This window comes from Geobacter anodireducens (assembly GCA_001628815.1).
GTDB classification, from domain to species: Bacteria; Desulfobacterota; Desulfuromonadia; order Geobacterales; family Geobacteraceae; genus Geobacter; species Geobacter anodireducens.
Genome location: CP014963.1, coordinates 64,481 through 84,125, shown reverse-complemented (window position 1 = coordinate 84,125; position 19,645 = coordinate 64,481). Strand labels below are relative to the sequence as shown.

15 protein-coding genes, 1 tRNA gene and 1 pseudogene are annotated in these 19,645 nt (G+C 63.0%); 7 read left to right on the top strand and 10 right to left on the bottom strand.

All coding sequences use genetic code 11. The features are described 5' to 3' along the window. Positions 1-6: 6 nt before the first annotated feature. From A2G06_00355 to A2G06_00345, 3 genes are all read right to left on the bottom strand, one after another. Entirely contained in the window at positions 7-351 is a 345-nt protein-coding gene (locus tag A2G06_00355) for a hypothetical protein (protein ID ANA39099.1), read from the bottom strand. After that, positions 329-616 (bottom strand): asparaginyl/glutamyl-tRNA amidotransferase subunit C, encoded by a 288-nt coding sequence (gene gatC, locus A2G06_00350; GenBank protein ID ANA39098.1) that lies wholly within the window; start codon positions 614-616, stop codon positions 329-331. Before gatC ends, A2G06_00355 begins: the two co-directional genes overlap by 23 nt. Before the next feature lie 176 nt (positions 617-792). Continuing rightward, positions 793-2,166, bottom strand: a complete 1,374-nt coding sequence (locus A2G06_00345) for a hypothetical protein (GenBank protein ANA39097.1) — start codon at positions 2,164-2,166, stop codon at positions 793-795. A 343-nt stretch (positions 2,167-2,509) separates the two neighbouring features. On the opposite strand from A2G06_00345, the gene A2G06_00340 reads away from it, so the two are divergent. Further along, on the top strand, positions 2,510-4,366 hold the full coding sequence (locus A2G06_00340; protein ID ANA39096.1) for a phosphoenolpyruvate carboxykinase: 1,857 nt from the start codon (positions 2,510-2,512) through the stop codon (positions 4,364-4,366). 166 nt (positions 4,367-4,532) lie between these two features. On the opposite strand, the gene A2G06_00335 is transcribed toward A2G06_00340, so the two are convergent. After that, entirely contained in the window at positions 4,533-5,630 is a 1,098-nt protein-coding gene (locus A2G06_00335) for a hypothetical protein (protein ID ANA39095.1), read from the bottom strand. A 326-nt stretch (positions 5,631-5,956) separates the two neighbouring features. Here A2G06_00335 and A2G06_00330 point away from each other — a divergent pair. Continuing rightward, positions 5,957-6,032 (top strand) — tRNA-Asn (locus A2G06_00330). Between the two features lie 330 nt (positions 6,033-6,362). Next, positions 6,363-7,328: a hypothetical protein gene (locus tag A2G06_00325; GenBank protein ID ANA39094.1), complete on the top strand. Its 966-nt coding sequence runs from the start codon at positions 6,363-6,365 to the stop codon at positions 7,326-7,328. 134 nt (positions 7,329-7,462) lie between these two features. On the opposite strand, the gene A2G06_00320 is transcribed toward A2G06_00325, so the two are convergent. From A2G06_00320 to A2G06_00295, 6 genes and pseudogenes are all read right to left on the bottom strand, one after another. Then, on the bottom strand, positions 7,463-8,359 hold the full coding sequence (locus tag A2G06_00320) for a hypothetical protein (protein ID ANA39093.1): 897 nt from the start codon (positions 8,357-8,359) through the stop codon (positions 7,463-7,465). 9 nt (positions 8,360-8,368) lie between these two features. Beyond that, entirely contained in the window at positions 8,369-9,073 is a 705-nt protein-coding gene (locus A2G06_00315; GenBank protein ID ANA39092.1) for an ABC transporter ATP-binding protein, read from the bottom strand. A gap of 43 nt (positions 9,074-9,116) precedes the next feature. After that, positions 9,117-9,887 (bottom strand): ABC transporter ATP-binding protein, encoded by a 771-nt coding sequence (locus A2G06_00310; GenBank protein ANA39091.1) that lies wholly within the window; start codon positions 9,885-9,887, stop codon positions 9,117-9,119. Between the two features lie 18 nt (positions 9,888-9,905). Further along, a complete protein-coding gene (locus A2G06_00305) occupies positions 9,906-10,829 on the bottom strand; it encodes a branched-chain amino acid ABC transporter permease (GenBank protein ID ANA39090.1) in 924 nt (307 codons plus the stop codon). Positions 10,830-10,836: 7 nt separating this feature from the next. Next, entirely contained in the window at positions 10,837-11,712 is an 876-nt protein-coding gene (locus A2G06_00300; GenBank protein ID ANA39089.1) for an ABC transporter permease, read from the bottom strand. A 292-nt stretch (positions 11,713-12,004) separates the two neighbouring features. Further along, positions 12,005-15,017: pseudogene (locus A2G06_00295) on the bottom strand (1-pyrroline-5-carboxylate dehydrogenase). A 288-nt stretch (positions 15,018-15,305) separates the two neighbouring features. On the opposite strand from A2G06_00295, the gene A2G06_00290 reads away from it, so the two are divergent. From A2G06_00290 to A2G06_00275, 4 genes are all read left to right on the top strand, one after another. After that, complete coding sequence (locus A2G06_00290; GenBank protein ANA39088.1) at positions 15,306-16,022, top strand: GntR family transcriptional regulator; 717 nt, start codon at positions 15,306-15,308, stop codon at positions 16,020-16,022. Positions 16,023-16,090: 68 nt separating this feature from the next. Beyond that, complete coding sequence (locus A2G06_00285) at positions 16,091-16,471, top strand: hypothetical protein (GenBank protein ANA41550.1); 381 nt, start codon at positions 16,091-16,093, stop codon at positions 16,469-16,471. Between the two features lie 115 nt (positions 16,472-16,586). Then, positions 16,587-17,891 (top strand): RND transporter, encoded by a 1,305-nt coding sequence (locus tag A2G06_00280; protein ANA39087.1) that lies wholly within the window; start codon positions 16,587-16,589, stop codon positions 17,889-17,891. Continuing rightward, positions 17,888-19,642 (top strand): efflux transporter periplasmic adaptor subunit, encoded by a 1,755-nt coding sequence (locus A2G06_00275; GenBank protein ANA39086.1) that lies wholly within the window; start codon positions 17,888-17,890, stop codon positions 19,640-19,642. The genes A2G06_00280 and A2G06_00275 overlap by 4 nt, the downstream gene beginning before the upstream one ends. The last annotated feature ends 3 nt before the right edge of the window (positions 19,643-19,645 follow it).

The window sequence follows — 19,645 nt, the reverse complement described above, 5'->3', positions numbered from 1 at the left end:
GCCGGGTCATTTCTTCTTCAGCCGGTACGGGGCCACTTCAATGGGGTACATGGTGGCGCCGCAACAGTCGCAGGCCTGGGGGCCGCCCTCCACCACAAGGAGCGCCTGGTTGCCGCACTCGGGATGGCAGACGGCGAAGCCCACCTCGATCTCGCGCGGCAGCGCGACCTCCTCCGGATTCTGGTAGTCGACCGGCTCGGCATCGAAGCGGCCCAGGTTCTTCAGGCGATTGTAGAAAATCCGCTTCTTGCAGGTTCCGTCGGGAAGTTCGGCAAAACGGCGCCGCACCTCTTCGATGGCGACCTCCAGCTCTTCACTCGTGGGATTCTTATTCGATGACTCGGGGCACACGGAAGAAACCCTCCACCCTGTCGGGCGCGTTGGCCAGCGCGTTTTCCACGCCGATGGAAGGACGGACCTCATCCTCCCGGAAGGCGTTTTCGACCGGAACGGCATGGGATGTGGGGACGATGCCGTCGGTGTTCAGCTCATTGAGCTTTTCCACGTAGGCGAGAATGGCGTCGAGCTGGCCGGTGAATCTGTCCTTCTCGTCCTCGGCAAGTTCGAGACGGGCAAGCGTTGCCACATGCTCGACATCGGATCGCGTGATTTTCATGGGTGGTCTCCCTTGGGGAAAAACATGGGGGGTGAGCGGTATTTTGTAGCACGAATGGGGGGAAATGACAAGGCAGAGAGGGGCGACGGGCACTCCCCGGGGGCACAGGTCAGCCTGCCGCGTGCGCCGGGGTGATCCGCGGCCGGGCGGCCGACCGCGGACAGGGTGGCATGAACTTACCGCTTGAAGGTATCCAACCACGACCAGCCATTGAATAGAATCGGGAAGGCGGCGGAGACGTGGGTCGTCATGACGGGGTCGGCTGTGACGGGAATGGCGAGCGTTTCCCTCGCGAGCGCTACCCACCGCTTGGCGCCGGCCGTGCTGAAGGCCGCGAACGCAACCTGTGAGTTGGCGAAGGGGACCAGCTCGTCATCGCCGTGGTGAACCATGCGTATCGGCACGGACGGAACCCATCCGCGATAAGAGTCGTTTTCCCTCAGGAAGGCCACTGCCGAGCTCGTGTCGAGCGCCAACTGGCCAATGAACGAGTCCGTGAGCGTACTCTTGGGCAAGATGAGTTGCGGCGGGCTGAAAGACATTCCCATCGCCTCGCTGATCCTGTCCGCAGGGGTATTACCGTCGAACAGCGGAGGGAGCACGCCGGCGTAGGCAGGCAACAGGGTCGAGTCGGGGCTGAACAGTGTCGTCCGCCCACCGTAGACATAGTTATATGAATTAAGTACAAAGGGGAGGAAATAGGGGGCCTTGGACGGGGAGTCCGACAGCATGACCCCGCGCATGACACCGGACAGATCGTGGGGGCCGGCAAGGGGAGCCGAGGCGGTGACGGTGAATTCAGCCGCGTGGTTTACCTGGAGTTCGCGCGTTGTCACCATGGTGGCGTATCCCCCCTCGGAATACCCCATGAGAAAGAGTTGGCCATTCCAGGTGCACGGAGATGCACTGGCGGCAATGATGGAACGGCTCGCCCGCAGCATGTCGACGACCTGGCGGGCGAGCGACGCGCCATGGACGTATGGCTGAGTGCCTGTGCTGTCCCCAAGCCCCTCATAATCGGCCATGGCAACGGCGTAACCGGTGGAGGCTATGGCCGCTGCCACCATGACCTCAGGGTAATCGATGGGCCGGAGACGGTTCTCCAGGTAGCGGGAGGGGGAATAGGGACGATAGGGTTCGGTGCCATGCTGGTACAGCAGAATAGGGACAGACGGCCTGACACTACCGGAGCGCGGCAGTATCAGCAGACCGCTCAGCGTGCGGGGTTGGCCGTCGGCACCGATCGAAGCGTAGCTGACCTTTTGCAGAACCAGCTCATATTTCCGTGCGGTCAATGCCGTGCCAAAGGAAGAAACGAAGCGGACCCACTCCCATCCGCCGAGAGACCTGACAAGGGGCCCCTGGAGGCTGGAACTGATGTCGGCAAGCAGAACCAGCGGATCAAGGGTCACGGCGCTGCCCTGCTGGGGCGCCGACGAATCCGGGCCCGACCCGCACCCGGTCAGGAGGACGGCAGATGCCAGCATTCCACAAATGATGCGCCTGAATCGTTTCACGGCACCCTCCCCCCCATGCCCCCATGCGGCCACAGGGTTTTCCTTTCTACTTAACCAGGGAATTAGCGGGTGTCAATAGTGGGACAACGTCCCGCCCAAACGTCCGAAGCGCCCGTGGATAAGGACATTGAGCGATGTCCCTGGCCAACGGCGATGACAAAAATGGTAATTATGGATATTAAGGGGTTACATTTTTGCTCTAAACTGTTATTTTATTCTGCCAATAATAACGTATGGTTTTTTCGCTACCAGTAAAATTGGAGCTTACCTGCCGCTTCCGGGCGGGGAAGGACGCCGTTCTCGTTGGTTTATTCACGAATAACGAACAAAGGCGTTCGTGGGACTAAGTACACATTTACACAGGGAGGGAAGAGGAATGAGTTATGAACTTCCGAACAACGAACGGCTTCTGAGGTGGGTCGAAGAGGTGGCTGCCCTCTGCGAACCGGACCGCATCCACTGGTGCGACGGCTCCCAGGAGGAGTACGACGAGCTCTGCGAACTGCTGGTGCAAAACGGCACCTTCAGGAAGCTTAACCCGGAAAAGCGTCCCAACAGCTACCTGGCGTGGTCCGATCCCATCGACGTGGCACGGGTCGAGGACCGCACGTTTATCTGCAGTCTCTCAAAACAGGACGCAGGCCCCACGAACAACTGGGTGAATCCGAAGGAGATGAAGGATAACCTGCACAAACTCTTCAAGGGGTGCATGCGTGGCCGGACCATGTACGTGATCCCCTTCAGCATGGGCCCCCTCGGCTCCCCCATCGCCAAGATCGGTGTCGAGATATCCGACTCCCCCTATGTGGTGGTCAACATGCAGATCATGACCAGAATGGGTAAAAAGGTTCTGGACATCCTCGGCGAACAGGGCGAGTTCGTGCCGTGCCTCCACTCGGTGGGCGCCCCCCTGGAGCCTAGCCAGCAGGATGTCCCCTGGCCCTGCAACAAGGAAAAGTACATCGTCCATTTCCCTGAGGAGCGCTCCATCTGGTCCTTTGGCAGCGGCTACGGCGGCAACGCCCTTCTCGGCAAGAAGTGCCTCGCCCTGCGGATCGCCTCCAAGCAGGGCAAGGACGAGGGATGGCTGGCCGAGCACATGCTGATTCTGGGGGTCGAGTCCCCCACCGGTGAAAAGACTTACGTGGGAGCGGCCTTCCCCAGCGCCTGCGGCAAGACCAACTTTGCCATGCTGATTCCGCCCAAACCGCTGCAGGATAAGGGGTGGAAGGTAACCACCATCGGCGACGACATCGCCTGGATCAAGCCGGGCCCCGACGGCCAAGTGTACGCCATCAACCCCGAGTACGGTTACTTCGGCGTGGCCCCCGGCACCAACGCCAAGACCAACCCCAACGCCATGGCCTCCTGCGCCGCCAACACCATCTTTACCAACGTGGCCCTCACCCCCGACGGCGATGTCTGGTGGGAGGGAATGACCGACGAGCCCCCCTCCCAGCTCACCGACTGGCAGGGGAACCCCTGGACACCCGGCTGCGGTCGGCCGGCAGCGCACCCCAATGCCCGCTTCACCTCGCCGGCCAGTCAGTGCCCCTCCATCGACCCGGACTGGGAGAACCCCAAAGGGGTGCCCATGAGTGCCTTCATCTTCGGCGGGCGCCGCAAGGACACCGTACCGCTGGTCTATCAGGCCTTCAACTGGAGCAACGGCGTCTACCTGGCCGCGACGCTCGGCTCTGAAACCACCGCCGCTGCCGTGGGCGCCATCGGAAACGTTCGCCGCGATCCCTTTGCCATGCTGCCGTTCTGCGGCTACCATATGGCCGACTACTTCGGCCACTGGCTGCAGTTTGGCCGCTCCATCGCCAAGCCGCCCCGGATCTTCAGCGTCAACTGGTTCCGCAAGGACGCCAACGGCAAGTTCATCTGGCCCGGCTACGGCGACAACATGCGGGTCCTCAAGTGGATTGTCGAGAGGGTCCAGGGCAAAGCCGGCGCCGTCGAATCGCCCTTGGGCTGGATGCCCCGCTACGAGGACATGGACTGGGACGGGCTGGATATGACCCGGGAAAAGTTCAACGAGCTGACCTCCGTGGACCGCGCCGTCTGGCAGAACGAGCTTATCTCCCACGAAGAACTGTTCGTCAAGCTCTTCGACCGCCTCCCCAAGGAGTTCCTCCACATGCGCGAGCTGATCCTCTCCAGCCTCTGGCGCTCGCCCGAGCACTGGGAACAGATCGGCGACGTTCATCCGGAAGGATGGAACGAGTAGCGGCACCGCGCCGCACTCAGGTGCATACCAAAAGGAGGAGCCGGGATCATCCGGCTCCTCCTTTTTTCGTCTTGCCGCCTACAGTCGGCCAGCGACGGCGGCTGAACGGCTGATGCGAGAGAGAATCCCCCCTGCACGCACGCTTTCCGCCCACAAGATGCGAGTACTACTGGTACTGAATGTAGATCGGCTTCGGGTGCAGCCTGAGCACCTCCCGGGGGGTGAGCAGGGGATGCCCCTTCTTGGTGTCGTTGTGATAGAACAGCTTGAAGCCGGTGTACTGGACCGGCTCGGCAACGATGTAATCCTTGTAGGAATCGCGCTTGAGCCAGGGAGCCCCCCACCCGTCCATGTGCATCACGATCTGCACCTCGGGGCGCAGGACGATCTTCTTGGAGTTGGTAACCCCGTTGCGCGTGAACCGATGGACCGTCAGAATCTTGGGAGGCAGATTGTACCTGGTCACCAAGTCTTTGAGATAGCCGGACACATAGTTGATATCGGCCGCGTCATAAGTTCCGATCTTCTTGCCGGGCTTGGCCCTGCTGGAGATCAGGTTGAATTCCGGGTCGATTCCCAGGTGAACGTCCGGATTCTTCAAAATCCACTCGAAACGCGGCAGGACCGCCCGGATGTCGTCGTGGCCGGTCTGGATGTCGATGAACAGAATGGCATTTGCCTCCCTCGCCCAACCGTACACCTGGTTGACGATAGCATCCGGCATGACCATCCGGTATTTGCCGTCCTTGCCCGGCTCCCCTTGCGCCACGACGGCGATCAGGTGGAGAGCCGGCTGCACCGGCAGCGACGGATCCGCTTTCTGCCATGCCGCCACCTCGGACTTGAGCCGCTGGAGCATCTCATCCTTGGGATAAGCCCCCAGGGCCCCCATCCGCTTGGAGAGCGGGTTGCCGTAGTAGGCCACAATCCGCTTTGACGGCAGGATGGCGCCGGGCGGGGTCGGCGGACAGAGTACCGGCCACCCGCACTGTCGTGCGTAATCGGGATCTTCGCCGGCCGCATACTTGACGGCGGGCGTCGTAGGCCGGGCACTGCTCGCCGGGGCGAACACCGGCGCAGGAGCAGGAGGGACGGCACTGCTGTAAGTTTCGGTCTTAATGGCGGCTTCCTTCGGGGAAGACGTCTGGGGCACCGACTTGTCAGTATCTGCGCAGCCTGCAAGCCCGAGAAGAACGGCCATAGCGACACAGCACACCTGGGGGGAAAAACCGCGGAAAGGGACGAACGAATCAGAAAATTTCACGCAAAGCTCCATGGACGTAGCAAATAAAAGCCACAGAAGGTGGCTTCTGTGGCTCACAAACTATGCATCTATATACCACTATTGATGACTGGTTGGGAATGGAATTATCGAAGCCCATATCCTAATTGCTGCCGCTTGCCCGGCCAGACATGCCGAGGCCGTCCCATCCCCGCACCCATGTGGAACTGCCCCCTGAAAAGTGAGCATGTCATTTTTATTGACATCCTCGTCGGGCGTATGGTACAAAAGCCTTCGCTTTTCATCTTCGAGCCCGACGTGAAGAGGTGAAAAGAACTCGTGAACACACGGTCACGGGGCCCATACATTCCCCAATAGCTCAGTCGGTAGAGCGGGTGGCTGTTAACCACCATGTCCCTGGTTCGAGTCCGGGTTGGGGAGCCATACTAACCATGGCCGATCATCAACGAGATGATCGGCCATTTTCTTTTGCGTTTATGAAGAGAAACTCCTCCGCGGCAGGCTGTCGGCCGCCTTGACGTCCTCTGTATTGCCCTTCGCCCGGCACCGCCTCCACGGCGGGGCAGGCCAGCGCAACAACGCGCCTTCTCGACGGAGTCGATCCGTCTCCCCTCTCCCGCCCTTTCGGCATTCCGCCGCTGTTTCGAATGGCCAGTGGCAGGTACATGCCAGCAGTTGTCACAATTTCACTATATTCATAGCTTCAGCCAAAGGATATACTCCTGTGCCGGATTCACTACCAAGAGGAACTGCATGGACTCACGCAAAGCACTGGACGGGTTGGCCGTCAGCCTGATGATCATTCTCGGTCTGACCTGGGGGCTTCAGCAGGTAGCGTTGAAGGCGACGGCCGCCGAAATAGCGCCCCTGCTGCAGATAGCCATCCGTTCCGGAATATCGGCGCTGCTGGTCGGCATCATGATGGCTGTCCGGGGGGAGCGGTTGTCGCTGGCAGGGGGGATGTGGCGGCCCGGGCTCGCGGTCGGGTTCCTGTTCGCCCTGGAATATCTGCTGGTCGGAGAGGGCCTGCGGCATACGACGGCGTCCCACATGGTGATTTTCCTGTACACCGCACCCGTATTCGCCGCCATTGGGCTCCACCTGAAACTTAATTCCGAACGGCTGAAACCGGTCCAGTGGTTCGGGATCGCGTTGGCGTTCGGCGGCATCGTGGTGAGCTTTTGCGGCCGGGGCGGCCACACGGCCGCACTGTCGGTGGCGGGCATCATCTGGGGAGACTTCCTGGGGCTTGCCGCAGGAATGGCCTGGGGCATGACAACGGTCGTGATCCGCACCTCGCGCCTGTCCGCCTGCTCTGCGACGCAGACGCTCCTGTTCCAGCTCCTGGGGGCCTTCATCCTGCTGTTGCCGGCCGCGGCAGGCCTTGGCCAGACATATTTCAACCCCACCCGCCTCGGCTGGGCGTGCCTCATCTTCCAGGCCCTGATCGTATCATTCGCCAGTTTCCTGGTCTGGTTCTGGCTGCTGCGCCACTACGTCGCGTCGCGGCTCGGGGTTCTCTCGTTCATGACCCCGCTCTTCGGGGTTGCGCTGGGGGCCTGGCTCCTGAACGAACCGCTGGAGCGCGGGTTTCTCGCCGGCGCGCTGCTCGTCCTTACCGGCATCGTTCTCGTCTCCGGCCATGGCTGGCTGAGGCAACTGGGAAACGGCGGTGGTTCCCCTGTTCAGAAACAGGCCCGGGAACCGGAGCCGTCGTAGGACTGCCCGCCTCTCCCTGGCCGTCGGCCTCCCGGCAGAGAGGGAGAAAACAGGATGCTCGCAGCGGCGCACAGAAAACCGGCCAGCTTCATGGATGCTTCCGGGATACGCGATGTCGCCGGCTGCAGGCGGCGTCACCCCTTGTGCCGGGCCGAAACCCGCGTGAAGATGTAGAGCCCCGCAAAGATCAGGAAGCCGCCGGCAAGCTGCCGGGGCGTGGGAGTTTCGCCGAGGAACAGGGAGGCCCAGACGATGGCGCCGATGGGCTCGCCAAGGATGCTCACGGACACCACCGATGCCTGCACGTAACGCAGGACCCAGTTGAAGACCGTGTGCCCGAGCACGGTGCAGACTGCTGCAAGGGCGAAAAACAGCAGCCAGTCAAGGGCCGGATAGGGATGGAACGGCGTGCGGGTAAGAAGACTGGTGGCGACGAGAACAAGGGCGGAGGCGCCATAGGTGACAAAGGTATAGCCCGACAGCTCTACGCTCCCCCGGAGCTTCCTGCCGATGAGGAGATAGCCCGAGACAAAGATCGCGGCGGCCAGTGCGAGAAGATCTCCCACAAAGGCGCGCATCCCCAGTTGAAAGTCACCTGCGCCGATGACGATGCTGCCGCACAGTGCCACCACTCCTCCCAGCAGGGCCAGCCGGGGGACTTTCTCGCGGAAGAAGAGCCACGCGCCGATCACCACGAAAACCGGCTGCATGGTGACGATGACCACCGAACTGGCCACGCTGGTGTAGAAGAGCGAGGTGAACCAGGTGACGAAATGGAGGGCGAGAAACAGGCCGCTGGCCGCCGCGAGAGCGATCTCCCGGCGCGACATGGAGCGCGCTCCGCTGAAGCGGGAAGCTGCCGTGGCCGGCGCCAGCAGCAGGAAGGTAAACAGGAGCCGGTAGGTGGCGATGATGAGGGGAGGAGCCGTGGAGAGCCGCACGAAGAGCGCGGAGAACGAAACGGCAAAAACCCCCACCAGGACTGCCAGGTAGGGGTTTACGATCGGTTTGCTGTGGGGTGCCGTTGTCACACGAAAGCCCTATTCTCCCAGGTATGCCTTTCTCACCTCGGGGTTTTCCGCCAGTTCCCCGGCCGGCCCTTCGAGGACGATGTGGCCGGTCTCCAGCACATAGGCGCGGTGGGCGATGGAAAGGGCCATGTGGGCGTTCTGCTCCACGAGCATGATGGTGGTGCCGGTCCCGTTGATCTCGCCGATGATCTCGAAGATCTTTTCCACAAGCATCGGCGCGAGCCCCATGGAGGGTTCGTCCAGGAGCAGGAGCCGGGGCCGGGACATGAGGGCCCGCCCCATGGCGAGCATCTGCTGCTCCCCGCCGGAAAGGGTCTTGGCGAGCTGCTTCTTCCGCTCGGCCAAGCGGGGGAAAAGGTGAAATATCCGCTCCATCTCCTGGGCGATGCCCTTCTTGTCGGACCGGATGTAGGCACCCATCTCCAGGTTTTCCAGCACACTCATCTTGGCGAAGACGCGGCGCCCCTCGGGTACCTGGCACACCCCCTTCTTGACGATCTCGTGGGGGGCGGTTCTGGTGATGTCTTCACCCTCGAACAGGACCCGGCCGGCAGCCGCCGGCACGACACTGGAGATGGTGTTCAGAATGGTAGTCTTGCCAGCGCCGTTGGCGCCGATGAGGGCAACGATCTCACCCTGGTCGACCCGGCAGGAAACATTAACGAGGGCCTTGATGGCCCCATAGTTGACGGAAAGGTTTTCAACGACGAGCATACGCCATCCTTGTCGCGGTTAGTGTGCTTCAGGCGCGGCGGGGCTAGTGGACGGCCGCCTTGCCGAGGTACGCCTCGATGACCTGCGGGTTGGCCCGGACCGCTTCAGGTTTTCCCTCGGCGATCTTGACCCCGTAATCGAGCACGGCGATCCGGTCGGACAGCCCCATGACGAACTTCATGTCGTGCTCCACAAGGAAGACCGTGATGCCTGCGGCGCGGATCTTCCGCACCATCTCCAGCAGGACCTGCTTTTCCTGGGGGTTCATGCCGGCGGCCGGCTCGTCCAGCAGGATCAGGTCGGGCTTTATCGCCAGGGCACGGGCAATCTCCAGGCGGCGCTGCTCGCCATAGGGAAGGCTCGTGGACGGTTCATAGGCCCGATGCGCCAGATCGACCTGCTTGAGGCATTCAATGGCCCATTCGACAAGCTCCCCCTCTTCGCGCCGCACCCAGGGCGCCAGCTTCAGGATGGAACCGGCCAGATCCCATTTCCCGCGGGTGTGGGAGCCGATCAGGACGTTCTCCAGAACCGACAGTCCGGGGAACAGCCGGATGTTCTGAAAGGTGCGGCCAATGCCGGCGGCGGCGATCCGGTGGGTCTTCTGGCCGCTGATGGTAGCACCCTTGAAAGAGATGCTCCCCGCTGTCGGCGAATAGATACCGGTAATGAGGTTGAACAGGGTGCTCTTGCCGGCACCGTTGGGACCGATGAGTGCCAGGATCTCTCCCTGCTCCACCGTCAGGTTGACGCTGTCGACGGCCACCAGCCCGCCGAAGCGGATGGTCACGTTATCGAGTTTCAAAAGCGACATGGAACCTCGCCAATCCGTTTATTTTCTATGCCGTTCGTTGACTTCCGCCGTGGCAGGCTTGCGGCCGATGGCCCGCAGCACCAGGTCGGTGAAGTTGATCCCGCCGAGCAGGCCGTTGGGACGGAAGACCATGAGAAAGACGAGCAATCCGCCGTAGACGAGCATCCGGTACTGGGACATGAAGCGGAGGAACTCCGGTGCCGCCGCCAGGATGGATGCCCCGAACACGGTGCCGGCGATGCTGCCGAGCCCCCCGAGCACGACCATGCTCAGGATGTCGACCGACTTGAGGAAGCCGAAATCAGACGGGTTGATGTAACTGAGAAAATGGGCGTACAGGCATCCCCCCACCCCGGCCAGGAAGGAACCGACGGCAAAGGACTGGACCTTGTAGCGGGCGATGTTGATGCCCATGGCCTCGGCGGCGATCTCGTCGTCGCGGATCGCCTTAAGGGCCCGGCCGAAGCGCGACTCTTTCATGAAGCTGACGAAAATGATTGCAAGGATAGCCACCACCCAGACAATGATCGGCATCGGGATCGGCGATCGGGCCGGTGGAACCGACAATCCCAGGGCCTTGTTGGTGATGTCGAGGTTGAGAAAGACAACCTTGACGATCTCGGCGAAACCGAGGGTGCAGATGGCCAGATAGTCGCCGGTGAGCCGGAGGATGGGATAGCCGATGGCAGCGCCGACAAAGGCTGTTGCCAGTCCGGAGAGAAGGAGGTTGGCGCTGAAGGGAAGCCCCGTGCGCAGGGTTATCACGGCACTGGTGAAGGCTCCGATGCTCATGAACGCCGCGTGCCCCAGCGAGAGCTGTCCGGTGATGCCGGTAATGACGTTGAGCCCCAGGGCCAGGACGATGGCGATCCCGATGTTCACCAGGATCTGGAGGGTATACGGGTCAACCAGGTTGAGGATGCTCTGCAGGGACTCTCCCATACGCTCGTTACACCTTTTTCTGAATTTTCTGCCCCAGCAGGCCCGTGGGCTTTACCAGGAGAACCAGGACGAGTATTGCAAAAGCGATGGCATCGCGGTAGGACGAGTACCCGGCCGCAACCCCCATGACCTCTGCCACGCCCAGGAGCATCCCCCCGAGCATGGCGCCGGGGATGGAGCCGATCCCGCCGAGAACCGCGGCCGAGAAGGCCTTGAGCCCTGCCATGAGCCCCATGTTGAAGCTGACCGCGTTGAACAGGAGCCCCACCAGCACCCCGCCGGCAGCCGCCAGGGATGAGCCGAGGGCGAAGGTGAAGGAGATCACGCGGTTCACGTTGATCCCCATGAGGGCCGCTGTGCTGTAATCCTCGGAGGTGGCGCGCATGGCCTTGCCGATCTTGGTCTTCTGGACGATGAACTCGAGGCCGAGCATGAGAATGGCCGAAACGCCGATGATGAGGAGCTGGAGGGTCGAGATCTCGGCGCCCAGGATCTTCACCTGGTGGACCGGAAAGGCGGTGTCGGGAAAGCCCTTGGCATCGGCGCCGAAGATCATGAGCGCCAGTGTCGAGAGGAAGATGGAGACGCCGATGGCCGAGATGAGCGCCGACAGCCGCGACGACTTCCTGAGGGGGCGGTAGGCGATCAACTCGATGACCACCCCCATGACCATGCAGGTTACCATGGCAAGGATCATGGCCACGAAGATGTTCATCTTGAACAGGGCGACCATGAGCAGACCCACGAATGCGCCCGCCATGAATATTTCTCCATGGGCGAAGTTGATGAGGGCGATGATGCCGTAGACCATGGTGTAGCCCAGGGCGATGAGCGCATAGGTGCTGCCGAGGGCGATCCCGTTGATGAGCTGCTGCAGGAGCATGCGGTTCCTCTCTGCGCCGGGGTGTGGCTATGACGTGTTATTGGGATTGGTGCAACGAACTGCGAGTGCGGGGGATTCCCTTGAACGGCAAAACCGTCGACAGGTTCGACCTGTATACCACAGTGACTAAAGATTGTGCAAGCTTTTCGATGGGGTTTTTGTTGATATTCTGAAAAGTTAGTATGGTTTCACAAAAACGGGGACGGGACTTCTCCCGCCCCCGCTGGCACGCTGAGCTTCCGTGCGAGCGGCAGCAACACAGACCGGCCCGCACGGGTTGTTACATCGCCTGCTAGTCGACCCAGTCGTCGTCCTCCTCGATGGGAGCGAAACCGCGCCGCATGGTGTTCTCGGTGACCACCCGCGGGTCCATGAAGTGGAGGAGGTAGTCGGGACCGCCGGCCTTGGTGCCGACCCCGGACATGCGGGCGCCGCCGAAGGGCTGCCGCTCCACCAGGGCGCCGGTGTTGTTCCGGTTGATGTAGAGGTTCCCCACCCGGAACTCCCGGCGGGCCTTGGCCAGGTGCTCGGGGCTGCGGCTGAAGATACCGCCGGTGAGGGCGAACTGGGTGGAGTTGGCCCATTCGATGGCCTGGTCGAAGTCCTTGGCCCGCATGACCGCCAGGACCGGCCCGAAGATTTCCTCCTGGGCGATGCGGTGCTCAGGCTTGATGCCGCCAATGATGGTCATGGGGACATAATACCCCTCACCCGTTGGCACCGGGCTCTCGTAGAGAACATGCCCCTCGCGCTTGCCGATCTCCGCGTATTCCTTGATGCTCTTCATGGCCTTGTCGTCGGCCACGGCACCCATGTAGTTGGCCGGGTCCTCGGAGGGGCCCACCCTGGTGGCCTTGGCCATGGACACGAGCCGCTCGATGAATTTGTCGTAGACCGCGTCCAGCACGATGACCCGGGAGCAGGCGGAGCACTTCTGCCCCTGGAAGCCGAAGGCCGAGTAGAGGACATGGGGCACCGCCTCGTCCAGGTCGGCGTCGTCGTCGATGATGATGGCGTTCTTGCCCCCCATCTCGGAGATGATCTTCTTCACGTTGGCCTGGCCCGGATAGACCTTGGCGGCGCGCTCGATGATCCGCAGGCCGGTCTCCATGGAGCCGGTGAAGGCGATCAGGCTGATGTCCGGGTGATCCACCAGGTAGTCGCCCATGACCGAGCCGCGGCCCGGCGTGAAGTTGAAGACCCCTTCGGGGAGGCCCGCCTCGCGGAACAGTTCCACCAGGTGCCAGCCGATGATCGAGGTGATCCCCGACGGCTTGAAGACCACGCAGTTGCCGGTGACGATGGCTGCCGACGCCATGCCCATGCTGATGGCCAGGGGGAAGTTCCAGGGGGCGATGACCGCGGCTACCCCTTTGGCTCGTAGAAGTAATGGTTCAGCTCGCCCGGGGCGTGGCCCACCCGCTGGGGCTGGCCCAGCCGGATCATCTCACGGGCATAGTATTCCAGGAAGTCGATGGCCTCGGTCACGTCGGCATAGGCCTGATCCCACTGCTTGCCGATCTCCAGGACCTGCCAGGCCGAGAGCTCGAAGAGCCGCTTACGGGCTGCTTGGGCCGCTTTAAGCAGATATTCGGCCCTGGTCCGGGGATCGGTATCGCGCCATGCCGGGAAGGCTGCCTTGGCGGCGGCGATGGCGGCGCCCACCTCCGTGGTGCCGGCCTGGCAGATCTGGCCCAGGACCTCGGAGGGCTTGTTGGGGTTCACGGTGGGGATGAAGTCGTTGGTCCGGACCTCTTTCCCGTTGATGAACAGGGGATAGGTCTTGCCCAACCGGGTCCGCACCTGGGCGATTGAACTCGGGAAAGCAGCCCGGTGGTCGGCCCGGGTAAAGTCCACCATGGCCTCGTTGTTGAACGGGGTGAGCCCGCCGGGGCCCTTCCGCTCCTTTTTCGGCTTTGCGGCGCGGGCGGCCCGTTCCCGCTCGACCGTGACGGCCGGGTCTTCCAGCAGACGCTCGATCTGGGCGTCCTCGGCAAAGCTCTGGCGCAGGAACGACTCGTTGGCGGTGTTCTCCAGGAGCCGGCGCACCAGGTACCCCATCCCCGGAACCATGTTGCCGTAGGGGGCATAGAGGCGGATGCGCCCCGCCACCTTCAGGATCCCCTTGCGCACCGGTTCGGCCATGCCGTAGAGAACCTGGAATTCGTAACGATCCTCCGGCACGTTCAGTTCCCGCGCCATCTCCATGACCGCCGATATGGTCCGAATATTGTGGGAGGCGCAGGCAAAGTGGCAGATCTGGTGGTTTTCCAGGATCTTCCGCGCCTGGCGCTCGTAGGCCGCGTCGCTCTCCGCCTTGATGGTCCAGACCGGGACTTCCCAATCGTTCTGCTTCGCCTTGACCGTTTCGTAGTCCCAGTAGGCACCCTTCACGAGACGGACGGATATCTGGACCTTGTGCTCCTTCGCCCAGGCCAGGAGGTCATCCAGGTCCTTGTCGTTATCCTTCAGGTAAGCCTGGAGCACGATTCCCAGGTGGGGATAGTCGCGGTACTCCAGTTTCAGGCGCCGGAAGACCTCCAGGATGATCTCCTTGTGGCGGTAGGATTCCATATCGATGCAGAGGAAGCCGTTCAGCTCCATTACCTTCTTGAAGATGCGGCGCATCCGGTCAAGGATGGCCACCACCGAGCCCTCGAAGTCCTGGGGATTGGCCAGGCAGAAGAGGGCCGTGGGCTTCACCGCAATGTTCACCTTGGGGCATGCCCCCAGTCCAGGTTGGGATCGCCCCCTCTGCCGGGCAGGCCTTTCCAGCTCCCCTGCTCTTCCTTCAGGGCGTCAAGCAACTCCAGGTAGGTGTTCGTGTAAACTTCGGCTTCCTCTTCGGAAAGGGTCGCCTCGCCGAGCACGTCCACCACGGCGGCAAAACCGTCCTTGCGGAGTTTCTCCAGGTTCTTCACCGCCTCCTTGGTGGTCTCGCCCACGATGAACTGGCGGGCCATCTCCTCGATATTGGAGGTGAGCACCTTGTTCAGCACGGCCCCGCCGAAGGACCCGAGCATCCCCGCCACCTTGGCCCCCGTGGACATGAACGCGGGCATTTCCTGCTCATTGCCGAAATATTCCCGGATGTGCTCCGTCAGGAGCTTGCTGGTGGTCAGCGAGGGAAACACGTCCACGAACCGGAACATCTGGATCTTGAACTGCTCGTTCTGCATGCTCCAGTCCATGGCCTTGCCCATCCAGGCCCCTTTGTTGAAAAGGGAGGGCTTCTCGCCGGAAATGCTGCCGAAAAACTCCCTGCCGCGGTTGACGATCTTCGTGTTCAACTCACTGTTTAGCATGGCTCGCTCCTTGGTTGGTTCATATGAGGCGGATAGCCCATGGTGTCGAGTTACCTGCATCAAACAGTACCACTGCCATCATCTTCGTGTCAATGGTTAAACCATTAGTATTATCCTCCACGCTATGCTATTCTTTGAAAAAGCATGACAGGGTGCTATAACTGGCAGTCTGAACATGCCGGGAAAGCTGGGCCGGCGACGCAGACCGCGCCGGCTGTTCGACTGGCCGGCATGGGTACAACCATTGTAATCCTGCATTGCTACGATGCAACGGAAGGAGCAACCCAGATGTTTCGCAAGGCCAAACAAAACCGGATCTTTCAGGATGTGGTGGATCAGATACAGGAAGCGATCGTGGAGGGGAGGCTCAAGGAGGGGGACCAGCTCCCGGCGGAGCGGAAACTCCAGGAAGAGTTCAATGTAAGCAGGGGCACCCTCCGGGAGGCACTCCGCGTCCTGGAGCAGAAGGGGCTCATCGAGATCCGGACCGGCGTGGCCGGGGGATCGGTGATCAAGGGGGTATCCACCGAGCAGGTGAGCGAGAGCCTGGCGCTGCTCATCCGCTACCAGAAGGTGCCTCTGGCGAAGCTGGCCGAATTCCGCGAGGGGGTCGAGGGAATCGTGGCCGCCCTGGCCGCCAACCGGGCGACTCCCGAGCAGACAGGCCGGCTGAGAGACCTGCTGAACACGGCCGGCAAGTACCTTGAGCAGGGGGAACCCCACTGGGACTCCTTCGTCCGGACCGACGAGGAGTTTCACCTGACCCTGGCCGAGATGACCGACAACCCCCTCTTCATCACGGTGCTCGAAACCGTCTACCACAACATCCACACCTACTACGAGCGCTACCTCCCCATGGAGGAAACGGTGCTGCGCCAGAACTACCAGGACCTGGAGGCCCTGTTTACGGCCGTTGCCGCCCGGGACGGGAAGCGGGCCGAAGAGTTGGCCAGGGAGCATGTGCGGCGCTTCAACATGCGGATGGAGGAGCGCCACATCTCCTGATGGCGGGACTTCGCACAGGGCTGTTGACAGTTGTCCCTCCATTTTTCTATAGTTCTAGCCACAGTTATATGAGGAAAGAGTTCTTAATGGGTTTCCCGCTCCAGAGAAAAGGTCTCGCCCTGCTTCTCCTCCTGCTGATGACGTCCATCACGCTGGGGGGGGCCATCTGTCTTGGCGCGGACCACCACCCCGCCCCTGCCGCGGCGGACACCGTAGCATCCCATGCCGGCGGTGAGGCCCCGTGCTGCCCCGATGACGGGCACGGCAACGGAGGTCACTGCCTGAACTGCCTTTCCTGCCCCTGCCAAGCGCCCCTTGCCGGCGACGAGCTGTGCCTGAGCTATGCCCCGTCCATCCACGTCCTTTCTTTTTCCGAACGCCGCGTCCCTCCCCCCGACGTCTATCTGTCCAAGTTCGTACCCCCTGCAGAATCCCGCCTGACCCCGTGACGACACCAACCGACCGGCCGTAGCGGGAGACGTACGCTCCGCCGGCGGCGGTTCCGGGCCGTCCATCATATCTCGCAGACTATCCATTTCAGATACACCACGAGGAGGTACTGCCGTGAGTCGAGCAGTTTCCCTGCCGGTGGCGGTCCTGCTGCTTCTTGCCGTCACCGGTGCGTCGGCGGGCAATGCCCTTGCCGAAACAAGAACCTTCACCCTTACCGAGGCCGTAGAGCACGCCCTTGCCCACAACGGCGAGCTCAAGGCGGCCCGGAGCGGGCATGAGGCCGCCCAAGCCGGCACTGTCCGGGCCGGGCTTTATCCCAATCCGGTCCTGGAGCTGGAAGGGGCCACCGGCGCCCTCACCGGCAGCAGCAACGAAAGCAGCATGGAACTGGCGATTTCCCAGGAAGTGCTGCTCGGTGGCAAGCGGACCAAACGGCTGGCAGCCGCTGAGCGGGAAGTCGAGGCAGTCCGGTGGTGGCTGGCGGATCGGGAGCGCCTCACTGCCCTGGAAGTGAAAACGGCGTATGCCGATCTTCTGCTGGCCCAGCAACGGCTTGATCTGGCAAAGCAGGCCGCGGAACTGGGCAGCCGCCTGCTGGCCCTGACGCGGGAGCGTTTCGCCGCGGGCGACATTCCCGAACTTGAAGTCAACCTGGCCCGGGTCGAGGCGGCGCGCAGCGACAGCGAGCGGGTGGCAGCGGAACGGGAGATCGTGCCGGTCCGTTCCCGCCTCTCAACCCTCATGGGCCTTGAGCCCGGCCATGAAGCGGCCGTTGTCGCGCCGCCCGACGAAAAACCCTTTACCGCCGGTGTCGCCGGCCTGGTGACCAGGGCCCGGGAACACCGCCCCGACCTCAAGGCCCTGGCCGCCGAGCAGGCCAAGGGAGAGGCAGAGGTGAGTCTTGCCCGGTCCGAGGGGGTACCGAACCTGACGGTGGGACTCTTCGTGGCCCATGAGCGGAGCACCGATGCCATCGGCACCGGCGAGGAAAAAACCCGCGACACCATCATGGGGGTAAGGCTCTCCCTGCCGCTCCCTCTCTTTGACCGCAACCAGGCCGGCATCCGCGAGGCCGGTGCCCGCCGGGGAGGAGCCGAGGCCCGGTTCGGCGCAGCCCGCACCGCGCTGGAACGGGATGTGGAGGCGGAGCATGCCCGGATGGCCGCAGCGGAGGAAGTGCTCTGCCTCTACGCGAAGGATATCCTTCCACGGCTCAAGGAGAACCTCGCCCTGGTCCAGGAGGCCTACGGGCTGGGGGAGGCAGGCATCCTCGCGGTCATCGAGGAACAAAAAAAGTACGTGGAGGTCCACGGGGCATACCTGGCGGCCGTCCATGCCCGGCAGACGGCCCGTGCCCGCCTGGAGGCGGCCCTGGGCGCATCCCTGGACGAACTGACAACAGGAGGTACCCAGTGAGCGTGATACGCACGATAACATACGGAATCCTGATGCTGCTGGCCCTGACGCTGCTGGCCGCCTGCAGCAAGGGAAGCGGCACCCGGGAAGCCGGCAACGAGGCCGGCCACGGGCCGGTGCAGGTGACCGCCTGGTCGGACCGGACCGAGGTTTTCCTGGAGCATCCCGAGCTTGAACCGGGCAAGGGGGCGACGCTCCTCATCTATCTGACCCGCACGGCCGACTGGCAGCCCCTGGCGTCACCGGAGGTGCACCTGGTCATAACCCCGCCCGCGGGAGCCCCCCTCACAGTAGCCGCCACAGGGACCAAGCCGGGACTCTACCGGGCCGAAGCAACCTTCCCCGCCAAAGGCGCCTACCGGGTGACGGTGGTGATCGGCGGCTCCCGGGGGGAACAGATCGAACTCCCCTCTCTCCGGGTCGGGGAAGGACATGACCACGGCGAGGACGGGCACAAGGAGACGGCCGCGAGCGACCGGAAGGAGGGAACTCCCCACGACCGCGACGGCCACGGGGATCACGCCGCGGAGGCGAAGCAGGGCGGAGGAAAAGCGCCCGCCCATGCTGACCATGACGTCCATGATGAACATGCAGAGCATGACAGCCACGACGAGCATGGCGACCATGGAGGAGAGCAGGCGCACGGCGAAACCGGCACAGCCCACGCACACGCCGCATCGGGAGCTGTCGGCGCCATCACCCTGACCAAGGAGCAGCAGTGGGCCGTGGCCTTTGGCGTGGCCGAGCCGAGGCGGATGGATATGGCCAGCGGTCTCGCGGCGGTCGGCGAACTGGTCCCGGTGGCCACGGCCGAGGCAGTGGTGGCCGCTCCCCTGGCAGGGGTCGTCTCCCCGACCCGCCCCCTCCCCTTCCCCGGCAAGCGGGTGGCAAAGGGCGAGGTGATCGCGGTGATCGATCCTCCGGCAAGCCTTGGCGGCGGCATGACCCAATTGGCAGCCGACCACGCCCAGGCCGTGAGCCGCCTCACCCTGGCCCAGGCCGAGTACGACCGGGCCAAGCGGCTGGTGCAGGGGAAGATAGCCGCCCGCAAGCGGCTGGAGGAGGCAGAGGCGGCCCTGGAGGCGGCCAGCGCCGTCGCAGCCCCCCTTGAGGCTGCCATGAAGAGCGTCCAGGGCGGGAGCGGCGGACGGATCACCGTGCGCGCGCCGGTCTCGGGCACCGTGGTGGAGATCTCTGCCGTGAACGGCAGCGGGGTAGCCCCCGGCCAGACCCTGGTCCGCATCGTGGATACCGGCCGGCTCTGGCTCCGGGTGAACCTGCCGGCAACGGACCTGGGCAAGGTCGGACGCCCCGCTGCCGCCGGAACTGTCTTCACCGTGACGGGACTCCCGGGAGAATTCCACACCAGCGGCCTCGTCTCCGACGGGACGGTGGTGGATCCCCAGACCCGAACCCTCCCGGTGATCTTTACCGTGGAGAATCGCAGCGGCAACCTCAAGCCTGGGATGTTCGCCCGGGTCACCATCCGGACCGGCACGGCCAAAGGTGTCCTGGCCGTGCCTAAAGAGGCCCTCTTCGAGGACGAAGGTCGCTGGTTCGCCTTCGTCCAGATATCGGGGATCACCTTTGACCGCCGGGAGGTGCAGATCGGAACCGAAGACCGGGGGATGGTCCAGATCGTATCGGGGCTCGACGAGCACGACCGGCTGGTGGTGAAGGGGGGCTACTACGTGAAGCTCGCTTCCCAGGGCGGGGCCACCGCCGACCCCCACGCCGGCCACGGCCACTAAGGG

Excerpts from the sequence above, each read along its gene's own strand:
- gatC (ANA39098.1), bottom strand. The coding sequence starts at position 616 with ATGAAAATCACGCGATCCGATGTCGAGCATGTGGCAACGCTTGCCCGT.
- A2G06_00340 (ANA39096.1), top strand. The coding sequence starts at position 2,510 with ATGAGTTATGAACTTCCGAACAACGAACGGCTTCTGAGGTGGGTCGAA.
- A2G06_00325 (ANA39094.1), top strand. The coding sequence starts at position 6,363 with ATGGACTCACGCAAAGCACTGGACGGGTTGGCCGTCAGCCTGATGATC.
- A2G06_00315 (ANA39092.1), bottom strand. The coding sequence starts at position 9,073 with ATGCTCGTCGTTGAAAACCTTTCCGTCAACTATGGGGCCATCAAGGCC.
- A2G06_00310 (ANA39091.1), bottom strand. The coding sequence starts at position 9,887 with ATGTCGCTTTTGAAACTCGATAACGTGACCATCCGCTTCGGCGGGCTG.
- A2G06_00305 (ANA39090.1), bottom strand. The coding sequence starts at position 10,829 with ATGGGAGAGTCCCTGCAGAGCATCCTCAACCTGGTTGACCCGTATACC.
- A2G06_00300 (ANA39089.1), bottom strand. The coding sequence starts at position 11,712 with ATGCTCCTGCAGCAGCTCATCAACGGGATCGCCCTCGGCAGCACCTAT.
- A2G06_00290 (ANA39088.1), top strand. The coding sequence starts at position 15,306 with ATGTTTCGCAAGGCCAAACAAAACCGGATCTTTCAGGATGTGGTGGAT.
- A2G06_00285 (ANA41550.1), top strand. The coding sequence starts at position 16,091 with ATGAGGAAAGAGTTCTTAATGGGTTTCCCGCTCCAGAGAAAAGGTCTC.